The sequence below is a fragment of the Flavivirga sp. 57AJ16 genome (assembly GCF_028736925.1).
In the GTDB taxonomy this organism is placed as follows: Bacteria; Bacteroidota; Bacteroidia; order Flavobacteriales; family Flavobacteriaceae; genus Flavivirga.
On record NZ_JAQZAT010000007.1, the window covers coordinates 51849 to 74239 of the forward strand.

General features: G+C 33.0%; 19 protein-coding genes and 2 pseudogenes. 12 read left to right on the forward strand and 9 right to left on the reverse strand.

Annotated features, from left to right (window positions below; translation table 11 throughout):
- Positions 1-312 precede the first annotated feature (312 nt).
- Positions 313-771, forward strand: coding sequence for a nuclear transport factor 2 family protein (locus PQO00_RS09145; protein ID WP_274184541.1), 459 nt, complete (start codon positions 313-315; stop codon positions 769-771).
- A 321-nt stretch (positions 772-1092) separates the two neighbouring features.
- On the opposite strand, the gene PQO00_RS09150 is transcribed toward PQO00_RS09145, so the two are convergent.
- Positions 1093-2514: an L-serine ammonia-lyase gene (locus tag PQO00_RS09150; RefSeq protein ID WP_274184542.1), complete on the reverse strand. Its 1422-nt coding sequence runs from the start codon at positions 2512-2514 to the stop codon at positions 1093-1095.
- Between the two features lie 432 nt (positions 2515-2946).
- Here PQO00_RS09150 and dnaK point away from each other — a divergent pair, with 432 nt between their 5' ends.
- The 4 genes from dnaK (at position 2947) to PQO00_RS09170 (ending at position 8558) form a co-directional block, all read left to right on the forward strand.
- Positions 2947-4854, forward strand: a complete 1908-nt coding sequence (gene dnaK / locus PQO00_RS09155) for a molecular chaperone DnaK (protein WP_274184543.1) — start codon at positions 2947-2949, stop codon at positions 4852-4854.
- 233 nt (positions 4855-5087) lie between these two features.
- Complete coding sequence (locus PQO00_RS09160) at positions 5088-6164, forward strand: metallophosphoesterase (protein WP_274184544.1); 1077 nt, start codon at positions 5088-5090, stop codon at positions 6162-6164.
- A gap of 34 nt (positions 6165-6198) precedes the next feature.
- On the forward strand, positions 6199-7428 hold the full coding sequence (locus tag PQO00_RS09165) for a class I SAM-dependent rRNA methyltransferase (protein WP_274184545.1): 1230 nt from the start codon (positions 6199-6201) through the stop codon (positions 7426-7428).
- A gap of 182 nt (positions 7429-7610) precedes the next feature.
- Entirely contained in the window at positions 7611-8558 is a 948-nt protein-coding gene (locus tag PQO00_RS09170) for a nitronate monooxygenase family protein (RefSeq protein ID WP_274184546.1), read from the forward strand.
- On the opposite strand, the gene PQO00_RS09175 is transcribed toward PQO00_RS09170, so the two are convergent.
- The gene (locus tag PQO00_RS09175; protein ID WP_274184547.1) at positions 8551-8907 is read right to left on the reverse strand and encodes a hypothetical protein; all 357 of its coding nucleotides are present in this window, start codon (positions 8905-8907) and stop codon (positions 8551-8553) included. The two genes, PQO00_RS09170 and PQO00_RS09175, sit on opposite strands and share 8 nt — an antisense overlap.
- A gap of 332 nt (positions 8908-9239) precedes the next feature.
- Entirely contained in the window at positions 9240-10124 is an 885-nt protein-coding gene (locus PQO00_RS09180; RefSeq protein ID WP_274184548.1) for a GyrI-like domain-containing protein, read from the reverse strand.
- A gap of 608 nt (positions 10125-10732) precedes the next feature.
- On the opposite strand from PQO00_RS09180, the gene PQO00_RS09185 reads away from it, so the two are divergent.
- Positions 10733-10894, forward strand: a complete 162-nt coding sequence (locus tag PQO00_RS09185) for a hypothetical protein (protein ID WP_274184549.1) — start codon at positions 10733-10735, stop codon at positions 10892-10894.
- A gap of 64 nt (positions 10895-10958) precedes the next feature.
- Here PQO00_RS09185 and PQO00_RS09190 read toward each other — a convergent pair whose 3' ends face one another.
- Positions 10959-11594: an alpha/beta hydrolase gene (locus PQO00_RS09190; RefSeq protein ID WP_274184550.1), complete on the reverse strand. Its 636-nt coding sequence runs from the start codon at positions 11592-11594 to the stop codon at positions 10959-10961.
- Between the two features lie 74 nt (positions 11595-11668).
- Between PQO00_RS09190 and PQO00_RS09195 the strand changes: the two genes are divergently transcribed.
- From PQO00_RS09195 to PQO00_RS09215, 5 genes are all read left to right on the forward strand, one after another.
- Positions 11669-12097 carry a PaaI family thioesterase gene (locus tag PQO00_RS09195; RefSeq protein ID WP_274184551.1) on the forward strand — a complete coding sequence of 143 codons (429 nt, stop codon included), beginning with the start codon at positions 11669-11671 and terminating at the stop codon, positions 12095-12097.
- Positions 12097-13215, forward strand: a complete 1119-nt coding sequence (locus tag PQO00_RS09200) for a chorismate-binding protein (protein WP_274184552.1) — start codon at positions 12097-12099, stop codon at positions 13213-13215. The genes PQO00_RS09195 and PQO00_RS09200 overlap by 1 nt, the downstream gene beginning before the upstream one ends.
- A gap of 47 nt (positions 13216-13262) precedes the next feature.
- Positions 13263-15029: a 2-succinyl-5-enolpyruvyl-6-hydroxy-3-cyclohexene-1-carboxylate synthase gene (gene menD / locus PQO00_RS09205; RefSeq protein WP_274184553.1), complete on the forward strand. Its 1767-nt coding sequence runs from the start codon at positions 13263-13265 to the stop codon at positions 15027-15029.
- A gap of 85 nt (positions 15030-15114) precedes the next feature.
- Positions 15115-15453 (forward strand): DUF2853 family protein, encoded by a 339-nt coding sequence (locus tag PQO00_RS09210; protein ID WP_274184554.1) that lies wholly within the window; start codon positions 15115-15117, stop codon positions 15451-15453.
- Positions 15454-16186: 733 nt separating this feature from the next.
- Complete coding sequence (locus tag PQO00_RS09215) at positions 16187-17017, forward strand: S1 RNA-binding domain-containing protein (RefSeq protein WP_274184555.1); 831 nt, start codon at positions 16187-16189, stop codon at positions 17015-17017.
- Here PQO00_RS09215 and PQO00_RS09220 read toward each other — a convergent pair.
- Positions 17009-17437 (reverse strand): hypothetical protein, encoded by a 429-nt coding sequence (locus PQO00_RS09220; RefSeq protein ID WP_274184556.1) that lies wholly within the window; start codon positions 17435-17437, stop codon positions 17009-17011. The two genes, PQO00_RS09215 and PQO00_RS09220, sit on opposite strands and share 9 nt — an antisense overlap.
- 605 nt (positions 17438-18042) lie before the next feature.
- Complete coding sequence (locus tag PQO00_RS09225) at positions 18043-18471, reverse strand: hypothetical protein (RefSeq protein WP_274184557.1); 429 nt, start codon at positions 18469-18471, stop codon at positions 18043-18045.
- A 387-nt stretch (positions 18472-18858) separates the two neighbouring features.
- Here PQO00_RS09225 and mnmE point away from each other — a divergent pair, with 387 nt between their 5' ends.
- Positions 18859-20280 carry a tRNA uridine-5-carboxymethylaminomethyl(34) synthesis GTPase MnmE gene (mnmE, locus tag PQO00_RS09230; RefSeq protein WP_274184558.1) on the forward strand — a complete coding sequence of 474 codons (1422 nt, stop codon included), beginning with the start codon at positions 18859-18861 and terminating at the stop codon, positions 20278-20280.
- 564 nt (positions 20281-20844) lie between these two features.
- On the opposite strand, the pseudogene PQO00_RS09235 reads toward mnmE, so the two are convergent.
- The 3 genes and pseudogenes from PQO00_RS09235 to PQO00_RS20390 form a co-directional block, all read right to left on the reverse strand.
- Positions 20845-21445 (reverse strand): annotated as a pseudogene (locus PQO00_RS09235) (alpha-ketoglutarate-dependent dioxygenase AlkB).
- The gene (locus PQO00_RS09240) at positions 21432-21677 is read right to left on the reverse strand and encodes an Ada metal-binding domain-containing protein (RefSeq protein WP_274184559.1); all 246 of its coding nucleotides are present in this window, start codon (positions 21675-21677) and stop codon (positions 21432-21434) included. The pseudogene PQO00_RS09235 and the gene PQO00_RS09240 overlap by 14 nt, the downstream one beginning before the upstream one ends.
- A gap of 1 nt (position 21678) precedes the next feature.
- Positions 21679-22391 (reverse strand): annotated as a pseudogene (locus PQO00_RS20390) (2OG-Fe(II) oxygenase).

A 22391-nucleotide genomic window follows, 5' to 3' on the forward strand; every position in this document is an offset into this window, starting at 1 on the left:
AAAGTAATGAATTATACCAGTTTTGTTATAAAATGCGATATAAATAATTTGAATGAGTGTTTACTGGTTCAAAGCATAAAAATCAATCATAGTCATAGATACGATTGATTTTATGATGCATAAAAGTGAATAACAAACGAGTTATATGTTGCATTATATGGTATATGTTAAACTTTTCTTTAAGATGTGCCATCATTGCATAGGTTGTCCTACATTTATAGGTATTTAACTTTGAATAGCACATAAAAACCATTTCTTTTTACTTATGCTCGATTTCAAAGTTAAATTGGTATTAATTAAAATTCACATCCTATGGTTCGAACAATATTCTATTTATTCGTTTTAATGACATCTGTTATATATGCTCAAAAAGATGAGCAAGCTCAAGTAAAAGTTGCAGTAAATACATTTTTTGAAGGATTTCATAAAAAAGATACAGCTCTTATGACATCTGTTATGATGGATAAGATACTCATGCAAACTGCTTATAGAAATAAGGAAGGAAAGGATATTTTGGTTACGGATGATTCTGAAAAATTTATAAAAGCCATTGCAAACAGGCCAGATGACCAAAAATGGGACGAGCGTTTATTGGATTACAGCATTCAGGTGGACGGCAATATGGCAAATGTATGGACGCCTTACGAGTTTTGGTTTAATGGCACATTTAGTCACTGTGGTGTTAATTCGTTTCAGTTATTTAAAGATGGTGATCAGTGGAAAATCATTTACTTGATCGATACTCGGAGGAAATCTACTTGTGGGGAATAGGTTTTTTGTTTAGTTGTTTAATCGTTTAACCGTTTAACCGTTTAATTGTTGAGTTGCCAAGGCGCAAAGAGGTTAAAGAATGAAGTTGAAATTGAAGCTGAATACTGCCAACTTAATACTGTTAACTGAACACTGCCTACTGAAATATGTTTCTCGCGAAGACGCAAAGGCGCTAAGAGCATTATGGTTATACGGTGCGAACTGCTTACTGCCACTGAACACTGTATACTAAAATATCACGCTAAGCTGCAAAGGCGCTAAGAGCATTATGGTTATATGGTGCGAACTGCTTACTGCCACTGAATACTGCTTGCCTTTTATCTAGCAATCTGTTAGATTTACTCCAACAGCTAAGCCTCCTTCAGAAGTTTCTTTATATTTTGTATGCATATCTTTTGCAGTTTCCCACATGGTGGACACTACTTTATCCAGTGGCACCTTTACATTTTTAGGATCTGTATTTAAAGCCATTTCAGCAGCGTTTATGGCTTTAATGGCCCCCATGGCATTACGCTCTATACATGGTATTTGTACCAGGCCTCCAATAGGGTCGCACGTTAATCCTAAATGATGCTCCATAGCTATTTCTGCAGCAATCAGTACTTGTTCCGGAGTGCCTCCTAAAAGTTCACATAGCGCACCAGAGGCCATCGCTGATGATACACCTATTTCTGCTTGACAGCCTCCCATGGCTGCACTAATGGTTGCCCCTTTTTTAAAGATACTACCAATTTCGCCTGCAACTAATAAAAAACGCTTAATATCTTCAAAATTAGCATCGTGATTTTCAATCACTAAATAATATAATAAAACGGCAGGAATAACGCCAGCACTTCCGTTAGTAGGAGCAGTAACAACTCTGCCCAAAGAAGCATTGACTTCATTTACAGCAAGCGCAAAACAACTCACCCATTTTAAGATCTGTCGAAATTTAACTTCCGTATCCCTTATGGCATAAACCCATTCAACAGGGTTTGTATAAGCAATATCACCTTTTAAATTTTGGTGCATATCAAAAGCACGACGTCTTACATTTAGTCCTCCAGGAAGATTACCTTCTGTATGGCAACCAATATATATGCATTCGAGCATGGTATCCCAAATGCGTTTTAGTTCTTTATCTATTTCTTTTTCCGAACGAAGCGACTTTTCATTTTCTAAAACAACTTCAGAGATCGATTTGCCCAAAGTTTTGCAAAATTGTAAAAGTTCTGTGCCTTTATCAATATGGTAGGGAAAAGAACGTTTAATTTCAAAATTTTTCTTAGAATTTTCAAGAGTTTCCTTAACTACAAAACCACCACCGATAGAATAAAAAGTAGATTTTGCATTTTTTCCATTTATGGTAGCTGTAAAGGTTAATCCGTTTGCATGAAATGGCAAAAAATCCCTATTGAACACAATATCGGTATCAGTATTAAAAGTGATGGGCTTTTCGTTGTTAAAGCTTAAGGTTTTGCTTTTTTTGATTTCAGAAATAACAGAGGCAATATTTTCTATAGGCATAGTTTCCGGATCAGCACCATTTAACCCAAGCATGACAGCATAATCTGTTGCATGGCCTTTACCTGTTAATGATAAGGAACCATAGAGATCTACAGATATTTTTTCAACGGTATCAAAAGTATCGTTATCTTTTAGTTCTTTAATCCATCTTTCTGCAGCCCTCCAAGGTCCTAGGGTATGCGAACTCGATGGTCCAATACCAATCTTTAACATATCAAAAACAGAAATACATTCCATGCCCCTATATCGTTTTAGTAGTGCAAATATAAATTGTTTTACCTTGCTGTCCGATTAAAATTATCGAATATATTTTGAAGTCTTTCTATAGCCATAATTAGTAAGAAATCTACGGTTAGATGTCTTAACTTTTAATGTGAAAATGACATATTATATGACTGTTTAAATGATTCATGTTTTTTAAAGAAAATCATATTTATAAGTATTTTTAGCTTGTCAGTTAGTTACGATCAAATCTTTGTTCTAATAACAAAGGGGCTTATGTGCTTAGTTGGTTATTGATTTGTTTTGCTCCATCTAAGTCTATTCTTTAAAATATATGAGTTATAAATGACAGCTTGTCAGTATTTCTCAAATGGCATAATGATTGACTATTACAAGTCGAGTTTAAAAATGAACATTGAACATAAATAAAAGTATAAATAAAATATTATGAGTAAAATTATTGGAATCGATTTAGGAACAACCAACTCTTGCGTTTCTGTGATGGAAGGTAACGAACCTGTTGTCATCCCAAACGCAGAAGGTAAGCGTACTACGCCATCGGTTATAGCTTTTGTAGAAGGCGGCGAAATTAAAGTTGGTGATCCAGCAAAACGTCAAGCAGTTACTAACCCAACAAAAACGGTTTATTCTATAAAACGTTTTATGGGAAATAAATATTCTGAATCTAAGAAAGAAGCAGAGCGTGTACCTTATAAAGTGGTAAAGGGAGATAATGATACACCTCGTGTGGATATTGACGGTCGTTTATACACACCTCAAGAATTATCGGCCATGATTCTTCAAAAAATGAAGAAAACTGCAGAAGATTACCTAGGAACAGATGTAAGTGAAGCAGTCATTACTGTGCCGGCATATTTTAACGATTCACAACGTCAGGCGACTAAAGAAGCTGGAGAGATTGCAGGTTTAAAAGTTCGTAGAATTATAAACGAACCTACAGCAGCAGCATTAGCTTACGGTTTAGATAAAAAAGGCAAAGACCAGAAAATTGTTGTATTTGATTTTGGTGGCGGAACACATGATGTATCTATCCTAGAACTAGGAGACGGTGTTTTTGAAGTGCTTTCCACTGATGGCGATACACATTTAGGAGGTGATGATGTAGATGAAAAAATAATCAACTGGTTGGCAGATGAGTTTAAAGCAGAGGAGTCTATGGATTTAAGACAAGACCCTATGTCTTTGCAACGTTTAAAAGAAGCTGCTGAAAAGGCTAAGATTGAATTATCGTCTTCTGCACAAACAGAGATCAACTTACCATATATTACGGCTACAGCCAGTGGCCCAAAGCACTTGGTACGTACATTAACACGTTCTAAATTTGAGCAATTAATTGACGATTTAGTAAAGCGTACTATAGCGCCTTGTCAATCTGCTTTAAAAGCGGCAGGCTTATCAAAAAGCGATATTGATGAAGTGATATTAGTAGGAGGTTCTACACGTATTCCTGCTGTACAGGAAGCTGTTGAGAAATTCTTCGGAAAAGCACCAAGTAAAGGTGTAAATCCAGATGAGGTAGTATCATTAGGAGCTGGAATACAAGGAGGCGTTTTAACTGGAGATGTAAAAGATGTATTGCTTTTGGATGTAACTCCATTATCTCTTGGTATAGAAACCATGGGTAATGTATTTACAAAGCTTATAGAAGCAAATACAACAATCCCGACTAAAAAGTCACAAGTATTCTCTACAGCAGCAGATAATCAGCCATCAGTTGAAATCCATGTATTGCAGGGAGAAAGAGCTATGGCGGCAGATAATAAAACCATTGGGCGCTTCCATTTAGATGGTATTCCACCAGCAAGACGTGGCACACCACAAATTGAGGTAACGTTTGATATTGATGCTAATGGTATCATTAAAGTATCTGCTACAGATAAAGCGACCAATAAATCACAAGATATCCGTATTGAGGCCTCTTCAGGATTAACGGAAGAAGAAATTGAAAAAATGAAAGCTGATGCTGAAGCGAATGCCGAGGCAGATGCAAAAGCAGCTGAAAGTGCTCAGAAATTAAACGAGGCAGATTCTATGATTTTCCAAACGGAAAAACAATTAGAAGAGTTTGGTGATAAATTATCGGATGATAAAAAGCAACCCATAGAAGCCGCTTTAGAAGCCTTGAAGAAAGCTTACGAAACTAAGGATTTAGAAGTGATCACGCCTGCATTAGATAAAATAAACGAAGCTTGGAAAGTAGCCTCTGAAGAAATGTACAAAGCACAAGCTGAGGCACAAGGAGGGGGAGCACCAGGACCAGATGCAGGAGCAGGAGAACAGACTCAGGCTGAAGGCAGTGATGTAGAAGACGTAGACTTCGAAGAAGTCAAGTAGCTTGTCCTGAGCAGAGCCGAAGGGTCTCATATAGAAAATAACCAAAAGGTTAAATATAGATGTTAAAAAAACGCAATCATTTATTTGATTGCGTTTTTTGATTTAAGTGAGTTCAGTAAAACAGAGTAATCAAAATATATTAGAGGTTTGTAATTTTTAAATTTAGTTAGTCGTTCTTAAACTTATAAAATCCTAGTATATTTACGACTCAATTATTTTCAAGTAGAAGCGTTATGACTGTTTTTAAAAATATTAGTGGACTACTTTTATTTTTCCTTTTAATAAATCCTATTTATTCACAAGAAGCCTACAAACCACCTAAGCTTTCTAATCCGGATTCTTGGACATTAATTTTATTGCCAGATCCGCAATCTTATATGAAATTTGGACGAAATCAGGGGGTATTTGAACTTATGACGGGATGGATTGAAGAAAATATCAACACTCTAAATATTAAAATGGTATTGTGTACAGGTGATTTGGTAGAACAAAATGAGCTCTTGGTCACCGATAATATTAATGGGAATAGACCAAGCAGGGAACAGTGGATGGCCATATCAAGAGCGTTTGATAAATTAGATGGAAAAGTGCCTTATATACTAGCCGCCGGAAATCACGATTTTGGTTATAAAAATATAGAAAACAGAAAATCAAATTATAATACATATTTTCCAGCCCATAGAAACTTGTTAAATGCTCAACTTCTTAGGGAAGTGACTTATAATATTGATGGCATACCTACCTTGGAAAATTCGGCTTTTGAGTTTATTTCTCCCCATGACCGCAAATTTCTCTTTTTGAACCTGGAATTTGCACCAAGAGAGACCGTTATTGAGTGGGGCCAAAGCCTAACGAGTAGAAAGGAATATAAAAATCATACCATTGTAGTATTAACACACTCCTATTTGAATGCTCAAAATGAGCATATTGAAAAAGAGAACTACCCCATTAAAGATGGTAATTATGGAAAGGCAATTTGGGAAAAGTTAGTTAAACCATCAACAAATATTCAAATGGTTTTTTCTGGACATATTGGAGCGCCAAATGACTTTAAAGCACATGTTGGTTACAGAACTGATATAAATCATGCTGGTAAAAAAGTGAATCAAATAACATTTAATGCACAAGCACTGGGTGGCGGATGGAACGGGAATGGCGGTAATGGTTGGCTGCGTATACTTGAGTTCTTACCCGATAAAAAAACTGTAGAAATGCATACATTTTCTCCATTTTTTGCCATTTCACCGGAAACGCAAAACAAAGCATGGAGTAAAACGTCATTTAATGATTTTTCCTTTGAATTGGATTAATGCCCTATTTTTTTTAAGCTAACCATGTTTAAGTATGTCTTTTTCTTCTAAAATTAAATCAGATTACAAACCCAAGCGTTTAGCCGTTAAACTAAATGCTAAAGGGGAACAATTTGTGGTTAAAAAACATCCTTGGGTTTTTTCAAATAATATAGTAAAGATTAATAGTGAAGCCAAAACAGGGGATTTAGCGGTTATTTTTGGTAAGAATAAAAATAGCGTTATTGGTTTAGGTCTGTATGATGCCCATTCACCTATTCGCATTAAAATGATTCATAACGATTCCTCAAAAGCAGAAATAAATGCCAGTTTTTTTCATCACAAAATAGAAGAAGCGTATCGGAAACGATTAGATTTATTAAAAACAAACACGACCAGTTATCGCTTGTTATTTGGAGAAAATGACGGATTCCCTGGTTTAATTGCTGATGTTTATGATGCTGTTTTAGTGGTAAAATTATATTCCGAGATTTGGTTGCCTTATTTAGAATCTATTTTAAAAAGTGTGCAGGTAGTTTCTAATGCTAATACTATCGTTATTCGTTTAAGCCGCGGGTTGCAACAATCTAAAAAGCATCAATTAAAAGATGGTGAAGTCGTTTTCGGGGTTTTAGGGAATGACGTCGTTCAGTTTATTGAGCATGGTGTAAAATTTTCTGCAAATGTGATCAAAGGTCATAAAACAGGTTATTTTTTAGATCACCGGGCTAACCGAAAGCAAGTGGGGGCCTGGAGTAAAGGTAAAACAGTTTTAGATGTTTTTTCCTATGCTGGAGGGTTTTCTGTCCATGCGTTATATAATGGTGCTAAAGAAGTTACAAGTCTGGATATTAGTAAGCAGGCATTGGAAATAGCCATACAAAATGGAAAACTGAACCATTATACTGGTAAGCATAAAACGATTGCTGGTGATGCTTTTGAAGTGCTTAAAGAACTCATCAAAAAGAAGATCACGTTTGAGGTCGTTGTTATAGACCCTCCAAGCTTTGCAAAACAAGCTTCAGAAATTGAATTAGCTAAGAAAAAGTATGCCCAATTAGCTCAATTAGGAGAAAAACTAACTGCCAAAAATGGATTGTTAGTGTTGGCATCTTGCTCATCTAGAGTTTTATCCCAAGCTTTTTTCGATATTAATTCACAAGTTTTATTGTCATCTAACAGAGGTTTTAAAGTAATATTAAAAACGAATCACGACTTAGATCACCCTATTGGGTTTACAGAAGGCGCTTATCTAAAATGTGGGTATTATAAATTTTCTAATTAGGTGCTTTTTTAACATAAAAGGATTTATATATCTAGATGATTTTATCGTCTTTTTTATTTTTACTTCGTCTTCCTGTTTTAAGAACAGCATTTTATAAGGGAAATGATATTAATTTAAGTATAGTATCGTTAAAAATAACTATGCATGCATAATAATTATTATATTTGTTCAAACTTTGACCCATGGCTATTAAACTTACCGAACTTTTAAATATAAAGTACCCAGTTATTCAAGCACCTATGTTTTTAGTTTCTAACGTTGCCATGGTTAAAGAGGCTATGAAAGGTGGTATTGCTGGTTGTATTCCTGCGTTAAACTATAGAACACTTGAAGAATTACGAGCAGCAATAAAAGAATTAAAGGCAAATAGCGTAGAAGGAGGATCTTTCGGGTTTAACTTAATCGTTAATAAATCGAATGTAAAATATAAAGGACAGTTAGAAGTTCTTTGCGAAATGGGTTGCGATTTTATTATCACATCCTTAGGAAGCCCAGAGGAAACAATCAATCGGGCACATAAAGTCGGAATTAAAGTATTCTGTGATGTGGTCGATTTAAAATTTGCAAAAAAGGTAGAACAACTTGGAGCTGATGCTATTATAGCCGTAAATAATCAGGCCGGTGGCCATCGAGGTGGTGAATCGCCGGAAGATTTAATAAAAGAATTAAGTTCAAATTGTAATATTCCTATAATTTCTGCTGGAGGTGTAGGTATTAAAGCCGATATAGACAAAATGTTAAGTTATGGGGCCGCAGGCGTATCGGTAGGAAGTCCTTTTATAGCTTCTGTTGAAGCTAATGTTACCGATGAATATAAACAAGCCTGTGTTACATATGGTGCAGATGATATTGTTATGACCGAGCGTATTTCAGGAACGCCATGCACCGTGATAAATACTCCTTATGTTCAAAAGATCGGTACAAAACAAACGTGGTTGGAATCGGTTTTAAATAAAAATAAAAAGCTTAAAAAGTGGGTGAAAATGATTCGTTTCTCCATTGGTATGAATGCCACTAAAAATGCGGCTACAAAAGCAACCTATAAAACGGTTTGGGTAGCAGGACCAAGTATCGAACATACTAAAGCCATTCTACCAACAAAAGAAATAATTAATCGTTTGGTTAATTGACCAAAGCAATTTTAGCGTTTCTTTTACTCTTATTTTTTCCAACAAATAGGCTTAAGGTAGCACTTGCAGTCAAACCCCCTAAAGAGGTTGCCACTAGCTCCCCAGTATCAAACCGATTAATTTCTTTACTACTATCATAAACTTCTTTGGCAAGACCTGCTAATACAGAAGTCCCTAAACTATACCAAAAAGCCTTTTTCTTATTTTTAGTTGTGGTATAGACCACGGTATATGTAGTTGCTGATATTATGGCACCAGCTCCAAAATGTAGTTTATCATCTGTCGAAATAGATTGAGCACTACACAAACCTGCAAAGGACACCAATATAAGGGTAACAATTATTTTCATTTAAATCACTATTAAGATTCCTGATCGTAATTTTAGATAATATTATCTATGCAGTCCATAATTACTTGATGAACTACAGTTTTCTTTGATTAAGAACCATTTTTTTAGCTATATATGGATTTTCCAAGGGAAGGGCTAAAGATAAAGCCCTTATTAATTTGGATAAGCATGCTGTTAATTTTATAATTAAATGTAGCTCTGCAATAGTTGTCAAAAATGACCTTATCTGGTCAAATTTCAACTCTTTTTTGGTTAAAAAACTAAAAGGAGGGATGCGTTTCATGATGAAGTTTTAATATAAACTCGATGAAACTAATAATTGGTTATAAGGTCTATTTTATGGGTAAATAAAATTCTGTTTTTAATTTATGCGGTTCTACACGTTCTGGATTGCTAATGTATTTTTCCCTAACAACCTCATCACGTAATTGGTAATCGTTATTCAATAGCCATTCGTTAAAAATATAATTGTAAACATCTGCGAAAAATTCATAGCTGCCTTGGTATAAAAACACTGCAAATTTACCTCCTTTAAGTGTCTTAACTCCAATATTGCCAGTGGCTTTGGCGTTTTTATGTATAACCAAACAAGCATCATATCTAATTTTGTCCTCGTCGGTTATTTTAGGGTCATTATATGGCAAGCCTATATGTTCCATCCCTGCTGTGAATAGCTTTTGTTCTTTTACTTGCTCCCAAAGTTTTTTCCAGGCAGCAGGGTAATCTAAAGATTGGTAAGCCCCTTGCATACGAATATAGATGCATTTTTTGTCTTCTATATCTAGAATTTTTGGTTTTTTAATGTTTAGACTTTGTTTGTTTTCAGTTTTGAATGTTGTTCCCATAATGTTCATTTTTTTAATTGTGAATAATTTGTTTTTACGATACGCAGTAGGGGACACTCCAAAGTGATTTTTAAATTTTTTAGATAAGGACGACGGTGTTTCAAAACCCACATTATAGGCAATGCTTTCAATATCTAAAGAGGTATAACGAATCATTTTAGCAGCAGTTTCTATACGGGTTCTAGAAATGTATGTTCCAATGGGTTCTCCTAAAAGCGCTCTACTAATACGATGAAAATGAAACGGTGAAACATGTGAGATCCCTGCCAGCATTTTTAGATCTATTTTACTATCCAGATTATTGTGAATGTACTCAATAATTAAGTTTAGCTTTTGTTCATAAAATGCTTTGTTGGTTTGTTTCTGTGTCATTTTTAAAGTATTGATTAATACCAAATAAACTTCAAAACAACAGGTTAAATCCGTTTAGCTCACTATCATTTATTCTTATAATAGGAGTTCGTGAATCTTCGATTACTATTTCCTTTATATTTCAATAAAAAACATAACCATAACTAGGCTATGCTTATGTTTTTTATCACATCTAAAGAAAATATAATTCAAATTTATTACCAATCATTTTAAAATTCATTTGGTATAAGTAGTATTGCAAATGTATTTAGTAATCAAGATAGAAACTTTTCCAAACTTGCTGAATAGTAATGGTTCATCATGTTCACTAAAAATGAATTTAAGAATTATTGATATATTATGTAACTTATTTTGGTTGTTTTATGTCTTATGAGTTCTATATCAAGGTTGATCAATCAAAATGTTAACTTATGAAATCAAATTATTTACTGTTTAAAAAAACTATTATAATACTCTTTTAACTGAATGTCCGTAATCATGCATAATGATATTTTTGTCATTCAGAATACTTCGACTACGCTCAGTACAGGCTATAGTGAAGAATCTGTTAATAATCGATGAGATCCCTCGTCGCCTCGGGATGACAAAAACAATATATTTTTAGGTTTATGACAAATTACGGACAATCAAACTCTTTTATTATTGATAATGTATTTTACTTAAAAGTGGTCGATGCACAATTAGCTTTTAATAAGAATGACAAGGGAGAGGTAGCTGGTGTCACGCTTTTGCAAGGCGGACGAGAAGTAACAGGCAAAAGAATAGAATAATAGAACAATTTTAGGAATTTATAATGCTGTTTTAGCATCATAAGATGCCCGCGCAAGTTGGCATTTAAACAAAACCATTAATCAATTTTACATTAACCTCATGAATACCATCAAAAGGAATTATATTTATATCGTTCCCAAATAATTCAATGGCCCTTTCAGTTTCAACTTCTATACGTTCTTTGTTTAAATAGGCATCATTGGTTCCATAGACTAGCGATACTTTAGCCTTTAAAAATTTTAAATCATCTGCAACCAACTCTTTTGGAATACCACCGGAGTGCAGCACCAATTGGCTGCATTGTAATTTTCTTTTAGCGATATAACGTGTAGCAATACTCACGCCTTGCGAATATCCTAAAACGATTAGTTTCTTATCCTTTGGAATATTTTCAGCTTTTAAAACGGCATCTAAGTAACGCAGCACATTTTCGGTTTCTGCTAAGGTGTTTTCTTTGGTCAACCAACTAGCACCAACATGTTTAAACTGCGGATGTAAATAGTATTTGCTGCTTGCTTGTGGCGCAATAATATAGTTTTCTTTAGCATTTAGCTCTTTAAAATATTTTAAAAAATAACGACTTAAATAGCCCATACCATGACATACCAACCAAACATGCTCTGTTTCATCAGTTAGTATATTTAAAGTAGAATAGGTATTTGTAGTTTGATATGATATTTCTTTTTCGCTAGAATTCATTTATTAAACTGGTTTTGTATTTTTGTTTCAGATATTGGACTCGTTTGTACGAGTTCTTAAAAATAAATTATTCTATGCAATTATCTAAGGAAAAAGTTTTGGCTCGAGCTAATGCTGCTTGTAAAAATACTTTAATGGAAACCTTGAATATTGAAGTTGTAGATTTTGGGGAAAACTATTTAGTAGCTAGAATGCCCGTGACTTCTAGAGTACATCAACCTGATGGCGTATTGCATGGTGGTGCGACAGCTGCTCTAGCTGAAAGTGTTGGTAGTTTTGCATCACATATTTTTATTGATACTGAAAAATTCTTTGTGAGGGGCATAGAGATCACAGCGAATCATTTAAAAAGCATAAAAGAAGGGTTTGTGTATGCCAAAGCGACCTTTTTGCATAAAGGTAGAACGACGCAATTATTGGATATACGGGTTACGGATGAAGCTGATAATTTAATTTCAATTTGTAAATTATCCACTATTGCTTTACCAAAAAAAGATCGTTAATGACGCTGGACTTTTTTAAACGTATTGAAACCCAATACAAGAGCAAATTGCCTTTTGTAGCTTACAGAAAGCCAAATGAGACTCGGGTAAACGGTTTATTGCAACAAACTAGTGATTTATATTTTACAAGCGATTTCACGGAAAAAGGTTTTGTGTTTTCTCCATTTGATGATACTGAAAAAACAGTTTTAATACCTTTTGGGAATTCAGAAAACATTCAAGTGGATTTTGTTTCAGAAGATCATGGAACGTCTGTAAAAGAAAAGAGATTCGAAATTATTGAAAACCTTAGTGAAAAGCAGCAGCACCTCAATCTAATTAAAAAGGGAATTGCAGCTATATCTGATAATGAATTTAAAAAAGTAGTGCTTTCCAGACAGGAATCAATTAGCATTTCAGAACCTGATCCTGTAGCTGTTTTTAAAAACCTATTAGCTTATAAGTCGGCATTTGTATACTGTTGGTACCATCCAAAAGTAGGGATGTGGCTAGGAGCTACGCCAGAAACACTCATAAAAATTGAAGGTAGCAGGTTTTCAATTATGGCATTGGCAGGAACACAAGATTACAAAGGAACTCTAGATGTGCTTTGGCAAGATAAAGAAAAACAAGAGCAACAATTCGTTACCGATTTTATAATAGATAATTTAAGATCTTCAGTTGAGAGGTTTAAAGTGTCTGATGTAGAGACGGTAAAAGCAGGTAATTTGTTACATTTAAAAACGATGATTTCTGCGCAGTTGAAATCGGAATCAAATTTAAAAAAAGTTATTTCCTTATTACACCCAACACCTGCAGTTTGTGGTTTGCCCAAGCCAAGTGCCAAGCAGTTTATTTTAGATAATGAACATTATCACAGAGCATTTTACACGGGTTTTTTAGGGGAGTTGAACATGGTAACCCAAAGGCAGTCCAGATCTGCAAAACGCAATATTGAAAACAGGGCTTACACCACAAATAAAAAAAGTACACGATTGTATGTAAACTTAAGATGCATGCAGCTAAAGGAAGCAAAAGCGATTATTTATGTTGGTGGTGGTATTACAAAATATTCCGATCCAGAAAGAGAATGGGAGGAAACCGTATCTAAATCTTTAGTAATTAAAAACGTTTTGTAGTTAGGTATTTGTACCTATTTCTTATTTTTGTGCTAGATTATTACCACATGATTTATCCAAAAATCCCACTAGCACAAACCGTTGTACAGTTATGTAAAGCGAAAGGTATCAAACATATTGTTATTTCTCCTGGTAGTAGAAATGCACCACTAACCATTGGTTTTTCTAATGACGATTATTTTAAATGTTATAGTATTGTAGATGAACGTTGTGCTGCTTTTTTTGCTTTAGGAATTGCACAACAGCTACAAGAGCCAACAGCCGTTGTTTGTACCTCAGGAAGCGCCCTGTTAAACTATTACCCGGCCGTTGCTGAAGCATTTTATAGTGATATTCCTTTAGTCGTGCTATCTGCAGACAGGCCAAAGCATTTAATTGGGATAGGAGATGGCCAAACCATTAATCAGAAAAATGTATTTGAAAATCATGTGCTGTACTCATCAAACTTAAAACTTGATTTAAAAGAAGACGAAATTGATATAGAAGAAGCCTTGCCTGTTTTTAAAAGTATGGAGAATAAGGTTGAAACCTTATCGGGGCTAAAAAAAACCATTCAGGAATATAATGAAGAAGAGATCGATAAGGCTATAAATATAGCGCTTCTTAAAAATGGGCCTGTGCATATTAACGTTCCGTTTGATGAACCGTTGTATACTATGGTTAATGAATTATCTGTAAAGCCCAAGGCCATCGGTCCAGAAAACAAACCGTTGGAGATTGATGATTACATTTTGGGTGACTGTATAAAAAACTGGAACGCTGCTTCGAAAAAAATAGTTCTTGTTGGCGTGAATCAACCTAATCAAATAGAGCAACGGTGGTTAGATAATTTAGCTGCAGATGATAGTGTGATTGTATTTACCGAAACAACATCAAATTTGCATCATGATGCCTTTTTTCCGAGTATAGATAAGCTAATAGCACCTTTAAGGAGCGAGGATTTTAGAAAGTTACAGCCAGATATTTTGCTCACATTTGGAGGTTTGATCGTTTCAAAAAAAGTAAAAGCCTTTTTAAGAGCGTATAGTCCGAAGCAACATTGGCACATAGATTTAAACAAGGCAAATAATACATTCTTTAGTTTAAGTCATTTTGTGAAGACCACACCAAATTATTTCTTTTCTAAATTTTTGCCTCAGACCAGGTTAGTTAAAAGTGATTATAATTCATATTGGAGCCATATAAAAGCATCAAGACTTGTTAAGCATAATGATTATTTGAATAACATAGGTTTTAGTGATTTAAAAGCTTTTGATATTATATTGAGTTCAATACCGGATAGTACTATTTTACAATTGGGTAACAGTTCTACAGTACGCTACGCACAATTATTCGATCTAAATAAAACGTTAGACGTATTTTGTAATCGTGGCACCAGTGGTATTGATGGTTGTACAGCTACGGCCATTGGCTGTGCTGTTGCTAATAAAAAACAAACGACTTTAATAACAGGTGATTTAAGTTTTATATACGATAGCAATGCGTTATGGAATAATTATATTCCAGATAATTTTAGAATCATTGTTATTAATAATCAAGGAGGTGGTATTTTTAGGATTCTTCCAGGTCATAAAAACACCGAAAATTTTGATACTTATTTTGAAACAAATCATCATTTAACAGCAGAACATCTGTGCCATATGTATGGTTTTAAATATAAATCTGTTTCAGATGAAAAGGCATTGAAATCATCATTACATTCATTTTATCGAGAAGGAAATCAGCCTAAATTATTAGAGATTTTTACACCAAAGAACCTTAATGATGAAGTGCTTTTAAACTATTTTAATTTTATTGGTGAGAATAATGTGTAACATTCTCTCATGCTTTGAGTCTAAATAATAGGTATCTTTAACAGGTATCAATACAAGTATTTTAAAACACACAAAACACATTATTATGAGTAAAAGAGATGAGCTTATTGCAAAGTATACCGCAGATTTAAAAGACAAATTCGGGGTTCATGTAGATATGGATTTATTGACCAAAGTGACCATAGGCTGTGGTCCATCAATTTACAATGCAGATTCTGCAACAGTTTCTGGTTCTGATGAGTCTGAACTTGCCACGGTAAAAAATAATTTTTTAATTAAAAAACTGGGCTTGAATGACAGTGCCGATTTAGATAAAGTCATTGCAGATGTGATGGATAAGTATGGTCAATCCAACCGTAATAAATATAGGGTAGTTGTGTATTATTTATTAACCAAGCATTTTAAAAAAGAATCTGTTTATTAGTAAGATCTTTTATAGAACTTATTTTGATTTTTTGTTTTTAACCGAAATCGAAGGTTCATGAACTCCGATTTATGATAATAAGAGTTAAGTGAACTAAAATGAGCTAAAATTTGTTCAGATAGGACGCTTTTTGAAAGTCATAGTATCGATATGAATAAGAAAAGTAACGAAATATGAACGAATTTAAACCATTCCTACCTGTCAGAGCTACGGTGTACCCATATCTTTTTTAAGTTATTTTTTCTTATCTGCTTTATGGAATTTAATTGATATAAACTACGATTGCAAACTAAACCCTGAGCCTCAAACGATAGTTAAGACACGAATTGCACAAATTTACACGAATAGAGTCTCTTGTGGTTGAGGTCTATATCCAACATAAACGCAAATCAGACTTTCAGTCTGATTTAAGCCATACAGGCTTGAAACCTATCAAACCTTTGGCTTGGTAGACTCGTCGATAAGGAAAATTCTTGAAATTAATAGGTGCCTTTTTATGTCGCATTATTTTTTAAATATGTCTATTCATTAATATTTGTGGGTACACGTAGTTGCCTGGGGCAGGTTTTAGGAAACAGAAAAAGTCGAGATGAGTTCATATAAATATTAAAAAACATGACAATTGTTGTAGTGTTTTTTTGCCCTGGACCAAGTTCAGGGTTTTGTTTTTTTTAATACTTATCTTATTCATATAAATAGTTTGGACTCAGTCTAATATTATTACCTTTGCTGCATGATACATTTAGGACAGATAAATACATTAGAGATACTTCGTGAAACAGATCATGGGGTGTATTTAATTGACGATGAAGATAATGAAGTGTTGTTACCAAATAGGTATGTGCCAGAGGCTTTTAAAATTTGGGACAAATTAGAGGTTTTTGTGTATTTGGATAATGAAGAGCGCCCGGTCGCTACTACAGACATGCCTTATATTAAACGTGATGATTTTGCCTTATTACGTTGTAATCAAGTAACAGATTATGGTGCATTTTTAGATTGGGGGCTAGTTAAAGAACTATTTTGTCCGTTTAAAGAACAAGCTTTTAAGATGAAACCAGGAGGTTGGTACCTGGTTTATTGTTATCTGGACGAAAGAACGAATAGGTTAGTAGCTTCAAGTAAAACGAATCGTTTTTTAGATAATAAAGATCTTACTGTAAAGGAATTTGATGAGGTTGATTTAATTGTATCGCATCCATCAGACATAGGAATGAATGTTATTGTAAATAAAACACATTCTGGGCTGATTTACAAGAATGCCATTTTTTCAGACCTTAGTATTGGTGATAAGTTAAAAGGTATCGTTAAGAAAATCCGTCCGGGAAATAAGCTGGATATTTCTTTGGGACAAATAGGATATAGGAATATTGAACCTAATGCAGAACGGATCATGAATGAACTTCATGATAATAGTGGTTATTTAAATCTCACAGATAAATCGAGCCCAGAAGTTATAAAGGAAATGCTTCAAATGAGTAAGAAAAATTTCAAAAAGGCTGTTGGTACTTTATATAAACAACGCCAAATTGAAATTAAACCTGATGGTATTTATTTAGTTTAATGTAGCTATAATTTGACTTTTAACTTTACTATAAACACTATTAATAGCCTCATATAGCGTGTCATAATCAATCTTTTCGGAGATGCAGAAATTGTTTTCAATTTTAGCATTCATTTTGCTGGCAGGGTTGTGGCCCACAACACCATAAGCACATAAATTATTTGCTTGATTTCTAAATAGATCTGCATCCATAAGTTTTACGGAATATGAATATATTCTATTTGCAATGACTCCAAATGGTCTTGATTCTCCAAAATATGATTTGAATTCATCAAAAAAAGAGATAGCATTATTAATATCTATATGTACCCCTTCATTAAATTCAACAACGGCAATGTGATTGAAAAAAAAGATAGTTCCTAGTTCTTTTTTTTTAACTTTTTGAATATGGTTAGAAATTTCAGACTCAATTATTTTCATACTCATTAATTTATGATATGTTACTTTTTAAACTTTCATTGTTTTTGGTTGAAATTATAATAGTTTGATTGTTAATTGGTAAGCCTTTATTTGTTTTAAAATTTTTCAGCCTGCAAATATACTATGAATGCATAGTATATTTGCATATACTTGATGTTTTTGTATAAATTTTAACCTTTTGTTAAATAGATTGATAACCTTCTTTGATTTTAATCTTAATATTGAGAAATATTTGTGTTTTACTTAAAAATGTTGAAGATGTTTTATAACACAATCATTATGGATTATGAAATATGTCCATGATTTAAAAGATTTCGAGAGCATTATATTCAAAAAACCTTTAAAACCTATGATATTTTTTAATAAATCTAGAAGATGTTTAATGATGCTTTAATCAAATAATTATTCTAATATTTTGCCATAAGCTCCTTAGTAATAGAGGTCAAAAAGGAACGAGCGAAACATGTAGTGAGCCTTTCGACTAGAGTTTATGCAGCGCAGCCGAAGTACTCAAGATTTGAGCCTGTTTGCCAACTAGGTAGGAGTAGTTCGTTTCAAAAAATTCTTTTATTACCAAATAGAAATTAAGTCTTAATGGTATTTATCTAGTGTAAAGAAAGTAAGATGTCATTTTTTACTTTACTGTAAATACTGTTCATGGCTTCGTGAATAGTATCATAATTAATTTTATTGGAACTACAGAATCTATTCTCAATTTCAGCACTCATTTTGCTTGCTTTGTTGTGACCTACCACAGCATAATAGCATAGGTTTTTAATTTTCTTACTAAATAGGTCTGCATCCAATAACTTTACAGAATAGGAGTTTATTCTGTTAGCGATGACACCAAATGGCCTAGAGTAACCAAAATAGCTTATTAGCTCATCAAAAAACTCAGATGAATTTTCTATATCAATGTGAACACCTTCGTTAAATTCTATAACGGCTATGTGTTTAAAAAAGAATATGTTTCCTAATTCTTTTTCTACAGATTCTACAATATGGCTTGAGAAATCAGATTCTGCAATTTTCATATACTATTATATACTTCTTTTAGGGTTGGGAGAATGAAGTTATAATTTCTGTTAATTTATATCACAACGATTATAAAAATGACAGAACGTAAATATACTATGAGCGCGTATTATAGTCAAGGTTAAATATATTTCGATTTCATTATTGTGAATAATTCTTTATTTTGAGTTTTGTGTTATGTTATTGTTAACATTTTTTTTAAAATGTTATTAAATGTTTATTTTTAATAAGGGTTTGATACTTGGTTTTTTGAGTAATAAAAAGGCGCCACCCCCTTTGTTATGCGAAAAATCTTAATCGATAATGCTTTTTTTTCATTTTAAAAATACATCTTTTTATAGTTTAATTTCTAGGTGTTGGCATTTCAAATTTAGTACTTTTGTAAGATGATTAATCAAGATACCATAGTGGCATTGGCAACACCGTCGGGAGCTGGAGCTATTGCTATTATAAGACTATCTGGGAAAGATGCTATAGGCTTCGTAGAAAGCCGATTTAAATCGGTTTCTGGAAAACAATTAAGGGAACAGGATACCCATACTATTCATTTGGGACATATTATAGACGATAGTCGCACTATAGATGAAGTATTGGTATCGGTTTTTAAAAACCCTAATTCATACACTGGTGAAGATGTTGTTGAGATTTCTTGTCATGGTTCTAATTATATCCAACAGGAAATCATTCAATTGTTTTTACGTCAAGGTTGTAGAATGGCAACTGCGGGCGAGTTTACTTTACGAGCTTTTTTAAATGGTAAGTTGGATTTAAGCCAGGCAGAAGCTGTAGCAGACTTGATTTCTAGCGATAATGAAGCGTCGCACCAAATTGCTATGCAACAAATGCGTGGTGGTTTTTCATCAGAGATAGCGAGGCTTCGTGAGGAACTTTTAAATTTTGCATCTTTAATAGAGTTAGAGCTTGATTTTGCAGAAGAGGACGTTGAATTTGCAGATAGAACGCAGTTTAAGGATTTAATAGAACGGATTACGTTTGTACTTAAGAGATTAATAGATTCGTTTGCTGTTGGCAATGTTATTAAAAAAGGCATTCCTGTAGCGATAGTAGGTGAACCTAATGTAGGAAAATCCACATTATTAAATGCGCTTTTAAACGAGGAGCGTGCTATAGTAAGTGAAATAGCAGGAACTACCAGAGATACTATTGAAGACGAAATATCAATTGGAGGGATAGGTTTTAGGTTTATAGATACAGCAGGTATAAGAGATACTAAAGATGTAGTAGAGAGCATAGGTATTAAAAAGACCTTTGAAAAAATTGAACAAGCGCAAGTTGTAGTTTACCTTTTTGAATCGAATGTCATTTCTAACCTTTCGACTTCGTCCAAAACAGGTTCTAGTGAGAAATTTCAAAGCGTTAAGATAGAAATAGAAAAAATTAAAAATAAATACCCGCAAAAACCCTTAATTGTTATTGCCAATAAAATTGACAAGCTAACCGAGCAAGAAATCTCAAACCTCAAATCCGAGATCTCAAATGTAGAGCTATTATCAGCAAAACAAGGAGTAGGTGTGGATTTATTAAAAGATAGACTTTTAAGCTTTGTTAATACGGGGGCCTTAAGAAATAATGATACAATTATTACTAATTCACGTCATTATGATTCCCTTTTAAAAGCTTTTGAGGAAATCGAAAAAGTTAAATACGGATTGGATTCTGGCCTGTCTGGGGACTTATTGGCTATAGATATTCGCCAAGCATTATTTCACTTTGGTGAGATTACCGGTGAGATCACAAATGATGATTTATTGGGGAATATTTTTGCTAATTTTTGTATCGGGAAGTAGTTATCCAAATTTAATTATGAAAATTAAATATTTGTAAAATTTACAAGATTTACTGTTAACGAAAGAGGCTCTTAAATTTTTTAGATTTTATCTATTAGCTTTAGAGGTTTCCCCGATTTTAGGTAGCTCTTAAGTAAAACTTTTTTAATTATTAATTTGTTCTACTGTAAAATATCACAAATTATTTAAAACTTGCAAATTAATTATTTTCCAAATGTTTTGAGTATTAATATTTTATTAGGGTCTGTGATTGAGTGAAAATTTTAAAGTATATAATTTCAAATCTTATTTATTTTTAATGAGCATTTAATAGTTATTTAGAAGCTAAATTTTATTAAGGTTGAAATTATTTTATTTTTTGTTATAATGTATAAATATATTATTAAATCTATTTCAAATAAGCGAGCTAGTGTTCAGTTAAACGCTCCTTATAATTAAATTTAGATATACCTAGAAACTTGAATTATGCATTTTTATAAAGAGGAAAAAATTTTTGTATTTCATTTTGTTGTAATTTCAAATTCCCAAAATTTGACTTTTTATAAAACTAATGATTTCATTCATTTATTCTATATATCTAAACGTTAAATTAATCCTTGGAGAGTTTACTAATTTTGTTTTTGGTACACTATGAAGCCAATGAGCTTGTGTTTCCCCTTTCATTGCTAAAAGGCTACCATGTTCCAAAACCAGCTGAATTTTTTTATTTGTTTTTTTATGTTTGAACATGAGCCTCCTTTCAGCGCCAAGACTTAAAGAAGCAATTGCTCCGTTTTTTTCAAATTTTTTTCAGAGTCACTATGCCAAGTCATTCCTTCATTTCCATTGTGGTAGAGATTTAAAAGGCAGGAGTTATACTTTTCTCCTGAAATACTTTCAACAAGAGCTTTAATATTTAATAAGGTTTTGGTCCAAGGAAGAGCAGTTTTTGTAGTTTTGAGTAAGTGTAAGAGTAACTCTCATCTCCATACCAAGCTACTTTTCTTTTTGTTAATATTTTTTTTCCAAATATTATAGCTATGTCATTTGTCCACTTGATTTCTTTTAAAAGACGATTCAAATAAATATTGGCATCTTCATTTATTATCTTTCCATAATAATTAACTACACCTTCAAATGGAAGAAGGTTTATTGATAAATCAAGTTCCCCTTTAAATAACTTCATTTTTCCATTCATTATATTCTGTTTTCATACAGTGTCCACATGGTATAAAACCAAAAATTAAAGCTTCTTCTTTTGAAGAAAAAAATATACGATTTTCTTTTTTCATTCTTTTACCTGATTTACAGTTTAGCTTACCGTAAATTTTCAAATTGATGTTTCCCCCATATGAAACTTTTTTATTTTTTATTTTTGAGTATAGATGTTTTGCTGAAGTATATTTATGGTATATCATTTTAATTTATGGCATCATGAAAGATTATTCCTAGTGTATGTCTTTTTCCAGAATGTATTTCACTTACACCATGTTTCATCATAACTCTATAGTATCCTTTAACGCCCTTTATAGGTCTAAAGTTTGTTGAAAAAATGAGTAAGTCACCTTTTTTTGGTCTAATCACTATAGCTTTTGATTGTGCTCTAGGTGTTTGTTGTGTAAATACAAACTCCCCTCCAGTATAATCAATTTCAGGTTCATTTAAAAAGAGAACCAATTGAATTGGAAAATAAACTTCACCATATAAGTCTTGATGCAGTGTGTTAAAGTCACCTTTTTTATATTTCAAGATTAGAGCTGTTGCTTTTTTTGTCCATTGTTATGGCACATTTGCTGTAAATCTTTAAAGGTTGCTGGAAATTTTTTGTCGACTTTCAAAACTTTCATCCACAGGTTAGCAATAGGAACAAGTTTTGGATGTATGTTTTCTCGAAGAAATTTTATAGTAGCAGGTAATGGATAATCAAAATATTTATATTCCCCTTTGCCGAAACGAAATCGTTCCATTTTTACCGTTTTTCTATAGCCATCAGGGTTATTATAAAGACTAATTAATTCTTCATTTATTTTTTTAGGTAAAAAATTTGGAATAATAACATATCCTTTTTCATGCATTTTTATTGAAATATTATTCCAATTTACTTGTTCAATTTTATTTTTCAAGCTATCCAT

Excerpts from the sequence above, each read along its gene's own strand:
- PQO00_RS09145 (WP_274184541.1), top strand. The coding sequence starts at position 313 with ATGGTTCGAACAATATTCTATTTATTCGTTTTAATGACATCTGTTATA.
- PQO00_RS09150 (WP_274184542.1), bottom strand. The coding sequence starts at position 2,514 with ATGGAATGTATTTCTGTTTTTGATATGTTAAAGATTGGTATTGGACCA.
- dnaK (WP_274184543.1), top strand. The coding sequence starts at position 2,947 with ATGAGTAAAATTATTGGAATCGATTTAGGAACAACCAACTCTTGCGTT.
- PQO00_RS09160 (WP_274184544.1), top strand. The coding sequence starts at position 5,088 with ATGACTGTTTTTAAAAATATTAGTGGACTACTTTTATTTTTCCTTTTA.
- PQO00_RS09165 (WP_274184545.1), top strand. The coding sequence starts at position 6,199 with ATGTCTTTTTCTTCTAAAATTAAATCAGATTACAAACCCAAGCGTTTA.
- PQO00_RS09170 (WP_274184546.1), top strand. The coding sequence starts at position 7,611 with ATGGCTATTAAACTTACCGAACTTTTAAATATAAAGTACCCAGTTATT.
- PQO00_RS09175 (WP_274184547.1), bottom strand. The coding sequence starts at position 8,907 with ATGAAAATAATTGTTACCCTTATATTGGTGTCCTTTGCAGGTTTGTGT.
- PQO00_RS09180 (WP_274184548.1), bottom strand. The coding sequence starts at position 10,124 with ATGACACAGAAACAAACCAACAAAGCATTTTATGAACAAAAGCTAAAC.
- PQO00_RS09185 (WP_274184549.1), top strand. The coding sequence starts at position 10,733 with ATGACAAATTACGGACAATCAAACTCTTTTATTATTGATAATGTATTT.
- PQO00_RS09190 (WP_274184550.1), bottom strand. The coding sequence starts at position 11,594 with ATGAATTCTAGCGAAAAAGAAATATCATATCAAACTACAAATACCTAT.
- PQO00_RS09195 (WP_274184551.1), top strand. The coding sequence starts at position 11,669 with ATGCAATTATCTAAGGAAAAAGTTTTGGCTCGAGCTAATGCTGCTTGT.
- PQO00_RS09200 (WP_274184552.1), top strand. The coding sequence starts at position 12,097 with ATGACGCTGGACTTTTTTAAACGTATTGAAACCCAATACAAGAGCAAA.
- menD (WP_274184553.1), top strand. The coding sequence starts at position 13,263 with ATGATTTATCCAAAAATCCCACTAGCACAAACCGTTGTACAGTTATGT.
- PQO00_RS09210 (WP_274184554.1), top strand. The coding sequence starts at position 15,115 with ATGAGTAAAAGAGATGAGCTTATTGCAAAGTATACCGCAGATTTAAAA.
- PQO00_RS09215 (WP_274184555.1), top strand. The coding sequence starts at position 16,187 with ATGATACATTTAGGACAGATAAATACATTAGAGATACTTCGTGAAACA.
- PQO00_RS09220 (WP_274184556.1), bottom strand. The coding sequence starts at position 17,437 with ATGAAAATAATTGAGTCTGAAATTTCTAACCATATTCAAAAAGTTAAA.
- PQO00_RS09225 (WP_274184557.1), bottom strand. The coding sequence starts at position 18,471 with ATGAAAATTGCAGAATCTGATTTCTCAAGCCATATTGTAGAATCTGTA.
- mnmE (WP_274184558.1), top strand. The coding sequence starts at position 18,859 with ATGATTAATCAAGATACCATAGTGGCATTGGCAACACCGTCGGGAGCT.
- PQO00_RS09240 (WP_274184559.1), bottom strand. The coding sequence starts at position 21,677 with ATGATATACCATAAATATACTTCAGCAAAACATCTATACTCAAAAATA.